Annotated in this window: 13 protein-coding genes and 1 pseudogene; 5 read left to right on the top strand and 9 right to left on the bottom strand. The window is 66.5% G+C overall.

Going from position 1 to position 12,202, the window contains the following annotated elements; all coding sequences use genetic code 11:
• Positions 1–40: 40 nt before the first annotated feature.
• Positions 41–1,579: a DHA2 family efflux MFS transporter permease subunit gene (locus RM96_RS15615; RefSeq protein ID WP_039011810.1), complete on the bottom strand. Its 1,539-nt coding sequence runs from the start codon at positions 1,577–1,579 to the stop codon at positions 41–43.
• A 144-nt stretch (positions 1,580–1,723) separates the two neighbouring features.
• On the opposite strand from RM96_RS15615, the gene RM96_RS15620 reads away from it, so the two are divergent.
• Positions 1,724–2,176: a MarR family winged helix-turn-helix transcriptional regulator gene (locus RM96_RS15620; RefSeq protein WP_039011811.1), complete on the top strand. Its 453-nt coding sequence runs from the start codon at positions 1,724–1,726 to the stop codon at positions 2,174–2,176.
• Entirely contained in the window at positions 2,173–3,141 is a 969-nt protein-coding gene (locus RM96_RS15625) for a cation diffusion facilitator family transporter (RefSeq protein ID WP_052279522.1), read from the top strand. Before RM96_RS15620 ends, RM96_RS15625 begins: the two co-directional genes overlap by 4 nt.
• 320 nt (positions 3,142–3,461) lie before the next feature.
• Here the strand turns inward: RM96_RS15625 and RM96_RS15630 are convergent, their stop codons facing one another.
• Positions 3,462–4,088, bottom strand: coding sequence for a DNA-3-methyladenine glycosylase I (locus RM96_RS15630; protein ID WP_039011812.1), 627 nt, complete (start codon positions 4,086–4,088; stop codon positions 3,462–3,464).
• A 106-nt stretch (positions 4,089–4,194) separates the two neighbouring features.
• On the opposite strand from RM96_RS15630, the gene RM96_RS15635 reads away from it, so the two are divergent.
• Complete coding sequence (locus tag RM96_RS15635; protein WP_039011814.1) at positions 4,195–4,560, top strand: DUF2314 domain-containing protein; 366 nt, start codon at positions 4,195–4,197, stop codon at positions 4,558–4,560.
• 67 nt (positions 4,561–4,627) lie between these two features.
• On the opposite strand, the pseudogene RM96_RS15640 reads toward RM96_RS15635, so the two are convergent.
• The 3 genes and pseudogenes from RM96_RS15640 to RM96_RS15650 form a co-directional block, all read right to left on the bottom strand.
• Positions 4,628–5,940, bottom strand: a pseudogene (locus RM96_RS15640) (MFS transporter).
• Between the two features lie 136 nt (positions 5,941–6,076).
• Positions 6,077–7,054: a hypothetical protein gene (locus RM96_RS15645; protein WP_052279523.1), complete on the bottom strand. Its 978-nt coding sequence runs from the start codon at positions 7,052–7,054 to the stop codon at positions 6,077–6,079.
• A gap of 158 nt (positions 7,055–7,212) precedes the next feature.
• Positions 7,213–7,698, bottom strand: a complete 486-nt coding sequence (locus RM96_RS15650) for a hypothetical protein (protein WP_338011415.1) — start codon at positions 7,696–7,698, stop codon at positions 7,213–7,215.
• A 146-nt stretch (positions 7,699–7,844) separates the two neighbouring features.
• Here RM96_RS15650 and RM96_RS15655 point away from each other — a divergent pair, with 146 nt between their 5' ends.
• Positions 7,845–8,732 carry a DODA-type extradiol aromatic ring-opening family dioxygenase gene (locus tag RM96_RS15655; protein WP_039011815.1) on the top strand — a complete coding sequence of 296 codons (888 nt, stop codon included), beginning with the start codon at positions 7,845–7,847 and terminating at the stop codon, positions 8,730–8,732.
• Positions 8,733–8,801: 69 nt separating this feature from the next.
• Here RM96_RS15655 and RM96_RS15660 read toward each other — a convergent pair whose 3' ends face one another.
• The 4 genes from RM96_RS15660 to RM96_RS15675 all read right to left on the bottom strand — a co-directional run bounded on the left by RM96_RS15660 (position 8,802) and on the right by RM96_RS15675 (position 11,426).
• Positions 8,802–10,082 (bottom strand): MFS transporter, encoded by a 1,281-nt coding sequence (locus RM96_RS15660; protein WP_039011816.1) that lies wholly within the window; start codon positions 10,080–10,082, stop codon positions 8,802–8,804.
• A gap of 119 nt (positions 10,083–10,201) precedes the next feature.
• A complete protein-coding gene (locus tag RM96_RS15665; RefSeq protein ID WP_039011817.1) occupies positions 10,202–10,618 on the bottom strand; it encodes a VOC family protein in 417 nt (138 codons plus the stop codon).
• Positions 10,619–10,628: 10 nt separating this feature from the next.
• Entirely contained in the window at positions 10,629–10,979 is a 351-nt protein-coding gene (locus RM96_RS15670; protein WP_039011818.1) for a GFA family protein, read from the bottom strand.
• 27 nt (positions 10,980–11,006) lie between these two features.
• Positions 11,007–11,426, bottom strand: coding sequence for a GNAT family acetyltransferase (locus RM96_RS15675; protein ID WP_039011820.1), 420 nt, complete (start codon positions 11,424–11,426; stop codon positions 11,007–11,009).
• A 128-nt stretch (positions 11,427–11,554) separates the two neighbouring features.
• Between RM96_RS15675 and RM96_RS15680 the strand changes: the two genes are divergently transcribed.
• Positions 11,555–12,166: an HD domain-containing protein gene (locus RM96_RS15680; RefSeq protein WP_039011822.1), complete on the top strand. Its 612-nt coding sequence runs from the start codon at positions 11,555–11,557 to the stop codon at positions 12,164–12,166.
• Positions 12,167–12,202: the final 36 nt, after the last annotated feature.

Consider the following 12,202-nt stretch of genomic DNA (forward strand, 5'->3'; position numbering starts at 1 on the left):
TGCGAAAGCGGCGCCTTCCGCTCCGGGTGTCGGAAGGTGCTCAATCCATCGCGGCATGCGCGCTTGCGAGGTCCTGATCGTGGCGCGCCGGCCGCACGAACAGGATCAGCGGAACCACCAGCAGTGTTGCCAGGAACATGACCTTGAAGTCATTCAGGTAGGCGATCATCGAAGCCTGCTGCGTGATGGTGTGGTTCAGCGCCACGAGGTCCGCGCGCGAGCCGTTGGCAAGCATGGACTGCAGGTTGGGGTTGAAGATGCTGACATGGGCGGCCAGGTCGGCATGGGCCACCTGGGTGTTGCGCGTCATCAGCGCCTGGATGATGGAGATGCCGATGCTGCTGCCGATATTGCGGAGCAGACTGTAGGTGGCGGTGCCATCGGCGCGCAGCTCGGGCATGAGCGTGGAGAAGGTCAGGGAGCTCAGCGGCACGAACACCAGCCCGAGCCCGAAGCCCTGGATCACGCCGGGCCAGACGATGTCGGACATCGACAGCACCACCGTGTACTGCATCATCTGCCACAGCGCAAACGCCGAGATCAGGAAGCCGGACAACAGCATCAGGCGCGCGTCGATATGCCTGAGCAGGCGTCCGGCCAGCAGCATGGCGATCATGGTGCCGATGCCGCTGGGTGCGGTCACCAGGCCGGTGGTGGCGACCGGGTAGTTCATCAGGTTCTGCAGCATTGGCGGCAGCAGTGCGCGCGTGGCGTACATCACCGCGCCGATCACGAAGATAAAGCAGGTGCCCGTGGCGAAATTCCGATCCTTCAGCAGTTCGTAGCGGAAGAATGATTTCGATCCCGCGGTGGCGGTGTGCACCACGAAATAGGCAAAGCTGATCACCGCCAGCAGGGCCTCGATGCGGATCTCCAGCGAGCTGAACCAGTCGAGCTGCTCGCCGCGGTCGAGCATGGCCTGCAGCGCGCCGATGGCGAGACTCAGCGTAGCAAAGCCGAAGGCGTCGAACTTCACCTCGCGCCGCGGCGCCCGGCCGGGCAGGAAGGTCATGACGCCGAACAGTGCGAAGGCGCCGACCGGCACGTTGATGAAGAACACCCAGCGCCAGTTGTAGCTGTCGGTCAGCCAGCCGCCCAGCGTCGGGCCCAGGATCGGCCCCACCATCACACCCATGCCCCAGACCGCCATTGCCTGGCCCTGCTTCTCGCGCGGGTTGATGTCGAGCAGGATCGATTGCGAGAGCGGCACCAGCGAGGCGCCGAAGATACCCTGCAGCAGCCGCGACGCCACCATCTGCGGCAGCGTCTCCGAAATTCCGCAGAACGCCGATGCCACCGTGAACCCGCTGATCGCCACCAGCAGCAGCCGTTTCACGCTGAGCCGGTCCGATAGCCAGCCGGTCAGCGGCGTGGCGATGGCGGCGGCGACGATATACGACGTCAGCACCCAGGTGATCTCGTCCTGCGAGGCCGACAGCGTGCCCTGCATGTGCGGCAGCGCGACGTTGGCGATGGTGCTGTCCAGCGTCTGCATCAGTGTCGCGAGCATGATCGAGACAGTGATCATGGGCCGGTTGAGCGGCGCGCTTGTGCTGGCCGGCAGGGCTTGGGCTGACATGGGGGAGGGGGCTAGAGACCTTGGGCGTTGAAATAATAAGCGTGCTTATTATACGACCGGGGCCAGGTGCGGCAAGCATTGGCGGGCGCTGACGACAGGTGCCTGTGCCATCACCGCGCCGGACTCTTCGGCTATAGTCGCGCGATGGAATCTGAATCCGAGAAACGCTTTGGCTTCCTGGTCACCGACGTCGGCCGCCTGTGCGGCAAGCGCTTCGACGACCTGGCGAAGTCCACCCTCGACCTCACGCGCGCCCAGTGCCGCGCGCTGGCCTATCTCTCGCACCACGGCGAAATCAGCCAGGCAAGCCTGGCCGAGATCCTGGAAGTCGCCCCCATCTCCGCGGGGCGCCTGCTGGACCGGATGGAGGAGGGCGGCTGGATCGTGCGCCGGCCCAATCCGGACGACCGGCGCGAACGGCTGGTGCGCATGACGGCCAAGGCGGCCAAGGCACTCGACAAGGCGCGGCGTGTCGGCGACGAAATCGCGGCGGAGGCCCTGCAGGGGTTGAGCCAGGCCGAGCATGAACAACTCATTGCGCTGTTGCAGCGCGTGCGCGGCAATCTGGCGACAGCCGTGGAGCGGAATCGCCCATGAGACCCGACTTGGCCGGCCTTCCAGCCGATTCAACCGAAGACAGCAGCGCCGAAATCGAAGCCCGCCACGTGGCCGGCCGGCGCAGCACGCTGGTCAGCGTGGTGGTCAACATCGTCCTGACCTGCCTGCAGGCGGTGGCCGGCATCGTGGCCGGCTCGCAGGCCCTGATCGCAGACGCCGCGCATTCGCTGTCCGACCTGCTGTCCGACTTCGTCGTGCTGATCGCGGCCCGGCAGAGCCGCAAGGGCGCGGACGCGGATCACCAGTATGGCCACCTGCGCTTCGAGACGGCGGCATCGCTGGCGCTGGGCGGCCTGCTGCTGGCGGTCGGAGGCGGCATGTTGTGGTCGGCAGTCGGCAAGCTGCAGCATCCGCAGGTGTTGCAGCCCGTCCAGCCGGTTGCACTGTGGGTCGCGCTGGCAGCGCTGGCCTCCAAGGAATTGCTGTTCCGCTACATGCTGGCCGTCGCCAAGCGGGTGCGCTCCGGCATGCTGGTCGCCAACGCCTGGCATGCGCGTTCCGATGCGGCCTCGTCGCTGGTGGTGGCGCTGGGCATCGGCGGCAACATGCTCGGCTACCACGTGCTCGACCCGGTGGCGGCCGTCGTGGTCGGCCTGATGGTGGCGCGCATGGGCCTGCGCTTCGGCTGGGACGCACTCAATGACCTGATGGACCGCGCCGCCGACGACGAGACCGTTGCCGCCATCCGACAGACCATGCTGGCGACGCCCGGCGTGCTGGGCCTGCACGACCTGCGCACGCGCAAGATGGGCGACCAGGTGCTGGTCGACGTGCACCTCGAGATCGACGCCGGCCTCAGCGTGGCGCAAGGCCACGCCATCGCGGTCGAGGCGCGGCGCCGCACGCTGGAAACCCACAACGTGCTGAACGTCATGACGCACGTGGACCCGGTATACGCGCACGCCGGCCAGGCTGTGGACATCTCCGGCCCCCGCTGGGGATAACTGCGCGGGAAAGCTGTGCCCTCGCTGGGGGTGCGCTGTGGGATGTATACGTACAACTCGGAGTCGATTTACCGCCACGTATACGTCCACCCCGACCTGTCCCAGCCTATCAGGGTTATCCCTGAACAGTTATCTTTTCTGCAAGTGACTGATCCGAAAGACGAAAATCGGGTTATCCACGGCCGGGGGCCGCGTTTACCTACTACTACTATTTATGTATACGTAAACAATACTGAAGACAGTAAACAGACCATTGCCTGGATCGCACTATCGGCCGTATACGTGTGCAGGTTGCCGTGCGTATACGGCCGCCACAGCGTCTACTTCGGCACCTTGAACGCCTTGCGCGCCCGTAGCGCCTGCTCGCGCGTCCAGCAGCCGTCCTGATGGTCGTTGACCAGCCCGATCGCCTGCATCAGCGCATACATGGTGGTCGGCCCGACAAAGCGCCAGCCACGCTTCTTGAGATCCTTCGACAGCGCCACCGACTCGGGCGAGGTCGCCAGCGTGCGCAGGACTTCCGGCGTCAGGACCTTCGGCCGGCTCGCCGGATCCGGTTCGAAGCGCCAGAAATAGGCGGCCAGCGAGGATTCGGTTTCCAGCAGCTCACGTGCCCGCTGGGCATTGTTGATGGCGGCCTCGATCTTGCCGCGATGGCGCACGATGCCGGCATCGCCCAGCAGGCGCTGGATGTCGCGCTCGCCAAAGCGGGCGAGTTTCTCGATGTCGAAATTGGCGAAGGCCTTGCGGAAGGCCTCGCGCTTGCGCAGGATGGTCAGCCAGCTCAGCCCGGCCTGGAAGCCCTCCAGGCACAGTTTCTCGAACAGCCGGCGGTCATCCGCGACCGGAAAGCCCCACTCGTTGTCGTGGTAATGGCAATAGTCTTCCAGCGTGCCGCACCAGCCGCAGCGTACCTGCCCGGGCGGCGTTTCCTTCCTGCTCGTCATGCGTACCCTTTCCCTCTTGAGATAACCGGGCGCCGGCGACCCTCTCCCGGGCCGGCGCGTTTGCTGCGATCATGCCCGCACCTGAGACATTGCGGAAGGCATGAAAATGGACATGCGACTGACAACGATGGACGAAGACGGGTGGGAGCTGGATGACGGCGAGCCCATTGCCGCCGCCCACCCCGAGACGTTCTGGATTCCGCAGAAGGAGGAGCGCGATGCGCTGGTCCCTGGCCAGCTCGTCAAGCTGATCTTCCGCATCCTGACCGAGGACGAATCCGGCCGCGAAGAGGTTCACGTCGAGCGGATGTGGGTCGTCGTCACCGGCCGCGAGGGCAGCCTTTACACCGGCGAGCTGGACAACCAGCCCTACTGCACCGAGGAGATGAACCCGGGCATGCCGCTGTGCTTCGAGGCGCGCCATGTGATCAATATCCACAAGGACGACGACGAAGGCGGCGAGGCGGGCTAGGCCGCCCGCGGACAGCAAAAAAGCCAGCTCGCGGCTGGCTTTTTTGCATTGGACGCAATGCCCCGGCTCAGGCCAGCTTCTTACCGGTCCGGTCGTGCATGAACACCAGCGCGACAAAGCTGATTGCGGCGGCGGCAATCACGTAGTACGCCGGCGCCAGCTTGTTCTGCGTCGATTCGATCAGCCAGGTCACGATCAGCGGGGCGAAGCCGCCAAAGATGGTCACCGCGAAGTTGTACGCTAGCGACAGCCCGGTCGAGCGCACCTCGGTCGGGAACTGCTCGGCCAGCACCGCCGGCGCCGGGCCCGTGAAGGCCGCCAGCAGGATGCCCAGCACGATCTGCACCTGCAGCAGCGTCTGCGTGCTCGGCGAAACGTTCAGCCAGTGGAACAGCGGATAGGCCAGCACGCCGATCAGCAGCGCCACGATGCCCAGCATGCGCTTGCGGCCCATGCGGTCCGACAGCATGCCCATCAGCGGGCACAGCACCAGGATGATCGCGCCGCACAGCGCGGTCGACTTGAAGGTGGCGCCCAGCGGCAGGCCGAGCTGCTGCTTGGCGTACGACGGCATGTAGAACACCAGCACGTAGGTGCAGACCGTCCACAGGATGGTCACGCCCAGGCCGGCCAGAGCACTTCGCGCGGATGGTCGCGCAGCACCTGCGTGAGCGGCGAGAACTTGACATTGGCGGCCTTGCGCGCGGCCTGGCGTGCCTCGAACTCTGGCGGCTCGTGCAGGTGCGAGCGGATGTACATGCCGACCGGACCGATCAGCAGGCCGAACAGGAACGGGATGCGCCAGCCCCAGGCGTCGATCTGCGCCGGCTCCAGGCCGTTGGTGACCAGCGCGCCCATAGCGGCGCCCAGCATGAACGAGATGCCCTGGCTGGCCTGCTGCCAGCTGGCGTAGGCGCCGCGCTCGGCGTCGGGGGCGTGCTCGATCAGGAAGGCCGTTGCGCCGCCAACCTCGCCACCGGCCGAAAAGCCCTGGATCAGGCGGGCCAGCACGATCAGCGCCGGCGCCCACAGGCCGATCTGGTTGTAGGTGGGCGCCAGGCCGATGATGGCTGTGCCGAGCGCCATCAGCAGGATGGTCAGCGTCAACGCCGCCTTGCGGCCCACGCGGTCGGCGTAGACACCGAGCACGATGGCGCCCACCGGGCGCATGAAGAAGCCGACGCCAAAGGTGGCGACGGTCAGCAGGAACGAGGTCAGGTCATTGCCGGTCGGGAAGAACAGCTTAGCGATGATGACGGCAAAGAAGCTGTAGACGGTGAAGTCGAACCATTCCAGGCCATTGCCGATGGTGGCGGCGACGATGGCCTTTCGTCGGGTCGCGGCGGAAATGTCGGGGATTGGGGCGGTGGTAGCGATCATGGCGCTCTTGGGTCGGGAAAATGCCGAGGCGCCATCGCGCTGCCAGGGGCAGCGGAAGGCGCGCACGGGAGTGGGATAGCGCCATCTTAAGCGATTCCTTAAACCCGTCTTGTGCCTGGGGCGAGACCGGCTGGTCTCAGAAGCTGGCTGCCAGGCCCAGCGAGAACCCCGAAACGTTATTGCCAAAGACGTACCGCACCACCGCACGCACGCGTGTGACGAATATCTCATGTGCGCTGGTATCCAGCTCCAGCCCGGTACCGACCGTGGTCAGGTAGTTGAAGCCGAGCACGCCAGCCTGGCTGCCCAGGTAGTGCGAGTGCGACAGCTCCAGCACGTAGCGCACCGGCCGGTCCAGCGCGTGCATGCCGGTCGGGGCGCGCCAGCGCGCCCACAGGTTGGCGGTCTGCGCCGTGGCTGTGCCGGTCACGCCGCTGCTGGTGCCGCCGAAGGACTGCAGGTGGATGTTGGTGTAGCGCAGCTCGACATCTATCTCGTACTTCTCGCGATAGTGTTCCCAGTCGAGCATGACCGAGCCGCCCAGGCCATAGGCATTGAGGCTGCCGTGATCAAGGAAGTTGATCTGGCGGTCGGTGGCCTGCTCGACGACGAACTTCGCCACCGAGAGATCGCTGGAAACGTTGCCCAGCGAGGCATTGAAGATCGGCCGGAACACTAGCTCCTTGTTGGCCGTGAGCGGGAAATCCCAGCCGATGCCGATGGTGCCCGAGACCGTGTTCCACCTCGTTGGCAGCGGCCGCGACTCAGTGCCGTTGGTGGCGATGAAGGTCGGGTCGTAGCGGCTGTAGGCGATGGCGCCTTCCAGGTAGAGCGGGAAGGACTTGCTGATGGTGAAGCCGCCGCCCAGTTGCGACATGACGATGCCGGGGTCTTCGGTCGACGTATTGTTGATCGACAGCGAACTGGACGTCAGGTCCGGCACCACCGAGTAGGACATCAGCGCCAGCACAGCATTGGCGTGCTTCTGCACGTTCGCGCCAGCGATGCGGAACCCCGGCGTCGCCTGCGCCTGCACTTGCACCGGCGCGAGGGCGCCAAGTCCCGTCAGCAAGGCTGGCAGGGCAAACCGGCGGAAATGCTGGAGTGCGGACATGCGAAATCGCTCTGCGGAGTTTTCCGAGGTCGGTTCCGGGCGGCAGGGCTGTCCCGGATACGGCATGCTACCGGCGGAATGTTACGACCGATCCGCTGGCATGTGGGAATCTCCGCGCGATTGCTGCGTAGCCGCAACGGATTGCGCCGTCGCGGGATCTAGCTGACGTGGTGGTGCTGGTGCTCGGCGTGCCCCGAGGCATCGCCGGGTTCGCGCTCAGGCGCAGGCGGCGGACGTCGCCGGGTGAACCAGAGCCAGGCCGCGCTTGCTACCCAGCCGGTCACGAACACGGTATCGCCGGCATGGTTGAGCCAGGGCGAGGCAGCGGGCGAACCGAACAGGCTGCCGAGGAAGTCTGCCGGCAGGCGCGCCACGATCCACAGCACGACCGCCGGAACGCTGGCGTACACGCCAGGCTGCCACCAGAGCAGGCGGATCGGTGCGAGCCGCGCCGGGCGGCGTGAGGTGCGCTGTACCACGGTTCTCTCCAGCCCGGGGGCACGGTAGTGCGGCGGGCGCATGCGTTGTGGGTAGCGCGGGGTGCCCGTGACGGGCATCTCGGCGAGCCGGGTGGGCTCCCCGACTGCATCATAGGCCGATTCCGAGCCCGCCGGCGCACCGGCGCGATGCGCTGTGTGGGGCACCTCACGCTGCCCTGGCGAGACGGCTTGCGCACCCGGCGTCGGTCCTTCAAGTTTTTTGCACGACGTATCCGCAAACACCTGCCACCGGCGGGTGGATTCTTTGCCAAACTCACTACAGGTACACAAACGATTTGAAGGCAAACGCCATGCTTCCCTCGATTTATGTCTCGCACGGTTCCCCGATGCTCGCCATCGACCCCGGCCCCACCGGCGCGGTATTCGACGCGCTCGGCGTGAGCCTGCGCGCGCAGCGACCGAAGGCGGTGCTGGTGATTTCGGCGCACTGGATCTACAGCACGCTGGCGGTCGGCAGCCGCGAGCGGCAAGAGGCATGGCACGACTTCGGCGGCTTCCCGCGCGAACTGTATGCGCTGCGCTACGACGCGCCGGGCTCGCCGGAACTGGCTGCGCGCGTGAAGACGCTGGTCGAGGCGGCCGGCATCCACGGCGCCGGGTTTGTCGGCCAGGACGAGGAACGCCCGCTCGACCACGGCGCCTGGATGCCGATGCGGCACTTCTTCCCCGATGCCGACATGCCGGTCGTACAGCTCGCGCTCAACCCCTATCTGCCGCCAGCGACGCAGATCGAGATCGGCCGCGCACTGGCGCCGCTGCGTGCCGAGGGCGTGCTGGTGCTGGCTTCTGGCAGCTTCACGCACAACCTGCAGGAAGTGTTCGGTGGCGGACGCCGCGCGCAGCATGGCCCGGACACCGAGCCGTACGTCGATGCCTTCCGCAGCTGGATGATCGACGCGCTGGAAGAGGCGCTCGCCGGTGGCGACACCAGCCGCATTGCCGATTACCGCGAGCAGGCGCCTTTCGCGCGCCGGGCCCACCCGACCGACGAACACCTGCTGCCGTTCTACGTGGCGCTGGGCGCTGCGCTGGGACCGCGCGACGCGGGCGCAGCCGGAACGCCAGCCGAGGTGGTCCGCGTGGCCGACGAAGTCACCTACGGCGTGCTGGCGATGGACACCTTCGTCTTCAACGGGCTGGGCGCCCGCAAGCGCCCGCCGTTGCAGGCCGCGGCCTGAACGCCGTTTGCGCCGAAGCATGCATCGTCCCGCAACGCCTTGATCGTCGCATGACGCGGACGTTTCCCGCTACGCGGGCCGCAACAGCCCGCGCCGGTGCAGCGCAAAGCCGAACGCGAGCAGTGCCGCCAGCGCCAGCGCAACCATCACCCACAGCATCAGCCAGTAACCGCCGGCCGCGCGCCAGAGCAGGGCGCCCAGCCACGGGGCGGCCGCCTGCATCAGCAGCACCGGCGTCATCATCAGGCCATTGAGCGTGGCGTAGTGATGGCGCGAGATCAGCTCCGGCATCGCCATCGCGCGCAGCATGGTGTTGACGCCGTTGGCGCAGCCATACAGTACGGCTGCGACCATCAGCCAAATGCCGTGCCCGAGCGCCAAGCACAGCAGCCCCAGGCTCATCACCGTGTAGACCGGCAACGACAAGCGCACCGGGTGCGGGACCGCCGCGCGCATCATCAGCATGCGGCCCACCACCTGCGCCGGGCCGATCAGCGCCGCCACTACCAGCTGCTGCGCCACGGGCAGGCCCTTTTCCGTCAGCATCGGGATCAGGTGCGCACCCAGCAGCGAGGCCACCATCACCGTGGCCGTAAAGGCCAGCACCACGGCCCAGAACACCGGCTGGCGCAGCGTGGAGCGGGCGATGCCGCCGTTGCCGGCATCGCCCATCGGCAGCGGCGAAGCGGGATGGACCGAGGCGTACGTTGCGTGCAAGGCGTAGCGCATGCGCGCGTGCAAGGGCGCGCAGACCAGCAGGTTCAGCGCGGCAAAGCCGGCCAGTGTCGGGCGCCAGCCGATATGGATCACCAGCCATTGCGCCAGCGGCACGAAGATCGTGCTGGCAAAGCCGGCCATCAGCGTGACGGTGACGATCGGCTTCTGGTAGCCGTCGCCATAGGCCTGGCGCAGCACCACGAAGGCAGGCTCGTACAGCGTCGTCGCCATCGCCAGGCCGATCGGTATCCACATCAGCAGGAACACGGCCGGCGACGGCGTCCACGCCCACAGCAGCAGGCCGGTCCCGGCCAGCACCGAGCCCGTGCCCATCACCTTGCGCGCCGGCACGCGGTCCAGCAGGCGGCCCACTGCAAACGAGCACATCGCCCACACCAGCAGCCCAAGCGAATAGCCGCCGGCCAGGAAGGGCTTGGAATAGCCCAGCGTCTGGCTCATCGGCGCGATGAACACGGTGAAGGCGAAATACAGGGTGCCCCACGAGATGGTCTCGGTCAGGCCAAGCGTCCAGACCAGATGGCGGGGCGGCCCGAGGGAGCCGGCATGGCCAGGGGCGGGTGAAACGGGGAGCGGGGCGGAGTCCGCGTCGGGGCAGGCGTCTTGTCTGGTCATGGCGCGCCCGGCGCCAGTGCGCCGCAGGCGCGGCAGGGACAGTGACGATGCGACGGGCTAAGCGGAAATTGTAGCCATCAACAGCGCGCCGTGCTGACGTTGCGCCACTTTGCCCGCCACTATCCTGTGCGGTCTTCGGGCGGACCCTTGAGTTCGACCACGTTGCCGTCGGGATCCTGCACGTAAAGCGACGGACCCTTGCCCTCGGCGCCAAAGCGCTGCTCGACTGCGCTTGCCTGCACGCCATGCTGCGCCAGCCACGCGCGCAGGGCATCGGCGTCGAACGGATCGATGCGCAGGCAGAAGTGGTCCAGGTTGCGGCCTTCGGCACCCGGGCCCGCGCCGCCGGCGCGGCCCAGCGGGCCGTCGAGCGAGACCAGGTCGATCAGCCCGCTGCCCGCGCGCAACTGCGTCAGGCCGAAGTCCGGCTGCTCGCGCTCGACGCTGCAGCCGAGCACCTCCACGTAGAAGCGCCGCAGCGCATCCACGTCTGCGGTGCGCAGCACGAGGTGATCGATGCCGAGGATGCGGAACATGGCGACAGGGTCAGTGGTGCAGGCCGTCGTAGTCGATGATCTTCAGGCTGTCGAGGTCCACGTCGTCCAGGCACCGCACATTGACCGCCGCCATCGGCCTGCCGTCCTTGTCCTGTCCGTCCGCGTAAGGGCCGCAGCCGCACACCGGGCAGAAGCGGTGGGCGATCTTCATGGTGTTGAAGCGATAGGTGGATGCGTTGCTCTCGGGCGTTTCCAGCTTGAACGATGCGCGCGGCACGAACCACAGCAGGTGTCCGCGGCGCCGGCAGATCGAGCAGTTGCAGCGGATCACGCTGGGGATGTTGTCGGCTTCGACTTCGTAGGAGATAGCGCCGCAGTGGCAGCTTCCATGGAACGTCATATCGTCTCCTTGTTTTTGTTGCCGGGGTTAGGTGTCTGCAATCAGCCGCTTGCCAAGGCTGACGACCTCGTCGGGCGCATAGCCGAGCTTGTCGTAGAAATCGATCACGGCGCGATTGCCGGCACGCACCAGCAGGTTGACCTTCGGGCAGCCGCGCTCGATCAGCAACTGCTCGGCGTGCGCCATCAGCATGCGCCCGTAGCCCTTGCCCTGCAGTGCCGGATGCACCGCCAGATAGTAGACCCAGCCGCGATGTCCGTCGAACCCCACCATGGCGGAGGCCACCGGCTGCCCGGAGACTTCGCCAACCAGGAACAACTCGGGCTGCTCGGTCAGCTTGCGTGCGATGTCACGGTGCGGATCGTTCCACGGCCGCGTCAGGCCGCATGCCTGCCACAGTGCAACGATCTGGGCTTCGTCTTCAGGACGGAATGGACGGATCAGCATGGGGTTCTGGTGCACTGCAGTATGCCGGCACATTGTTAGCTTTTTGACAGTGTAGCGGGCGTGCCGGTGACACAATCTCCGTAACGCATTTCATGACAATGGCAATCCCCGCCGCCAAGGAGACCAGCATGAGCGAAACCCACGCACAGGCACACGCCACTTTCAGTCACATGGAGCACGGCACCCGCGAAGACTGGGCGGCCATTTCCGCGGAGTTCATGCCTTTCGCGAAGGCCCTGCCCGAGCGCGTGCTGGCGCACCTGCGGCTGCTCGAGGGCGACTGCGGCGGCTTCCCGGTGGATCGCCTGACGCACTCACTGCAGACCGCCACGCTGGCGCACCGCGACGGGCGGGATGAAGAGTACGTGGTCTGCGCGCTGCTGCACGACATCGGCGACACGCTGGGCAGCTACAACCATCCCGATATCGCCGCCGCCATCCTCAAGCCCTTCGTCAGCGCCGAGAACCTGTGGATGGTGGAAAAGCACGGTGTCTTCCAGGGCTACTACTTCTTCCACCACCTCGGCCTGGACCGCAACCTGCGCGAGCAGTACCGGAACCAGCCGGAGTTGTTCGAGCGCACCGCCGAGTTCTGCCGCAAGTACGACGCCGCGGCGTTCATGACGGACTACGACACGCTGCCAATGTCGTTCTTCGAGCCGATGGTGCGGCGCGTGCTCTCGCACCCGCGCAACTCGATGTATGTGAAGCCCGGGGAGAAGGCGCTCGCGCAGCCCTGAATGCAAAATGCCCTCGCTCCTTGCGAAGCGAGGGCA

This window comes from Cupriavidus sp. IDO (assembly GCF_000812465.1).
Taxonomy (GTDB): domain Bacteria; phylum Pseudomonadota; class Gammaproteobacteria; order Burkholderiales; family Burkholderiaceae; genus Cupriavidus.

Excerpts from the sequence above, each read along its gene's own strand:
- RM96_RS15620 (WP_039011811.1), top strand. The coding sequence starts at position 1,724 with ATGGAATCTGAATCCGAGAAACGCTTTGGCTTCCTGGTCACCGACGTC.
- RM96_RS15665 (WP_039011817.1), bottom strand. The coding sequence starts at position 10,618 with ATGTTCCGCATCCTCGGCATCGATCACCTCGTGCTGCGCACCGCAGAC.
- RM96_RS15630 (WP_039011812.1), bottom strand. The coding sequence starts at position 4,088 with ATGACGAGCAGGAAGGAAACGCCGCCCGGGCAGGTACGCTGCGGCTGG.
- RM96_RS15645 (WP_052279523.1), bottom strand. The coding sequence starts at position 7,054 with ATGTCCGCACTCCAGCATTTCCGCCGGTTTGCCCTGCCAGCCTTGCTG.
- RM96_RS15660 (WP_039011816.1), bottom strand. The coding sequence starts at position 10,082 with ATGACCAGACAAGACGCCTGCCCCGACGCGGACTCCGCCCCGCTCCCC.
- RM96_RS15675 (WP_039011820.1), bottom strand. The coding sequence starts at position 11,426 with ATGCTGATCCGTCCATTCCGTCCTGAAGACGAAGCCCAGATCGTTGCA.
- RM96_RS15635 (WP_039011814.1), top strand. The coding sequence starts at position 4,195 with ATGGACATGCGACTGACAACGATGGACGAAGACGGGTGGGAGCTGGAT.
- RM96_RS15680 (WP_039011822.1), top strand. The coding sequence starts at position 11,555 with ATGAGCGAAACCCACGCACAGGCACACGCCACTTTCAGTCACATGGAG.
- RM96_RS15655 (WP_039011815.1), top strand. The coding sequence starts at position 7,845 with ATGCTTCCCTCGATTTATGTCTCGCACGGTTCCCCGATGCTCGCCATC.
- RM96_RS15615 (WP_039011810.1), bottom strand. The coding sequence starts at position 1,579 with ATGTCAGCCCAAGCCCTGCCGGCCAGCACAAGCGCGCCGCTCAACCGG.
- RM96_RS15625 (WP_052279522.1), top strand. The coding sequence starts at position 2,173 with ATGAGACCCGACTTGGCCGGCCTTCCAGCCGATTCAACCGAAGACAGC.
- RM96_RS15670 (WP_039011818.1), bottom strand. The coding sequence starts at position 10,979 with ATGACGTTCCATGGAAGCTGCCACTGCGGCGCTATCTCCTACGAAGTC.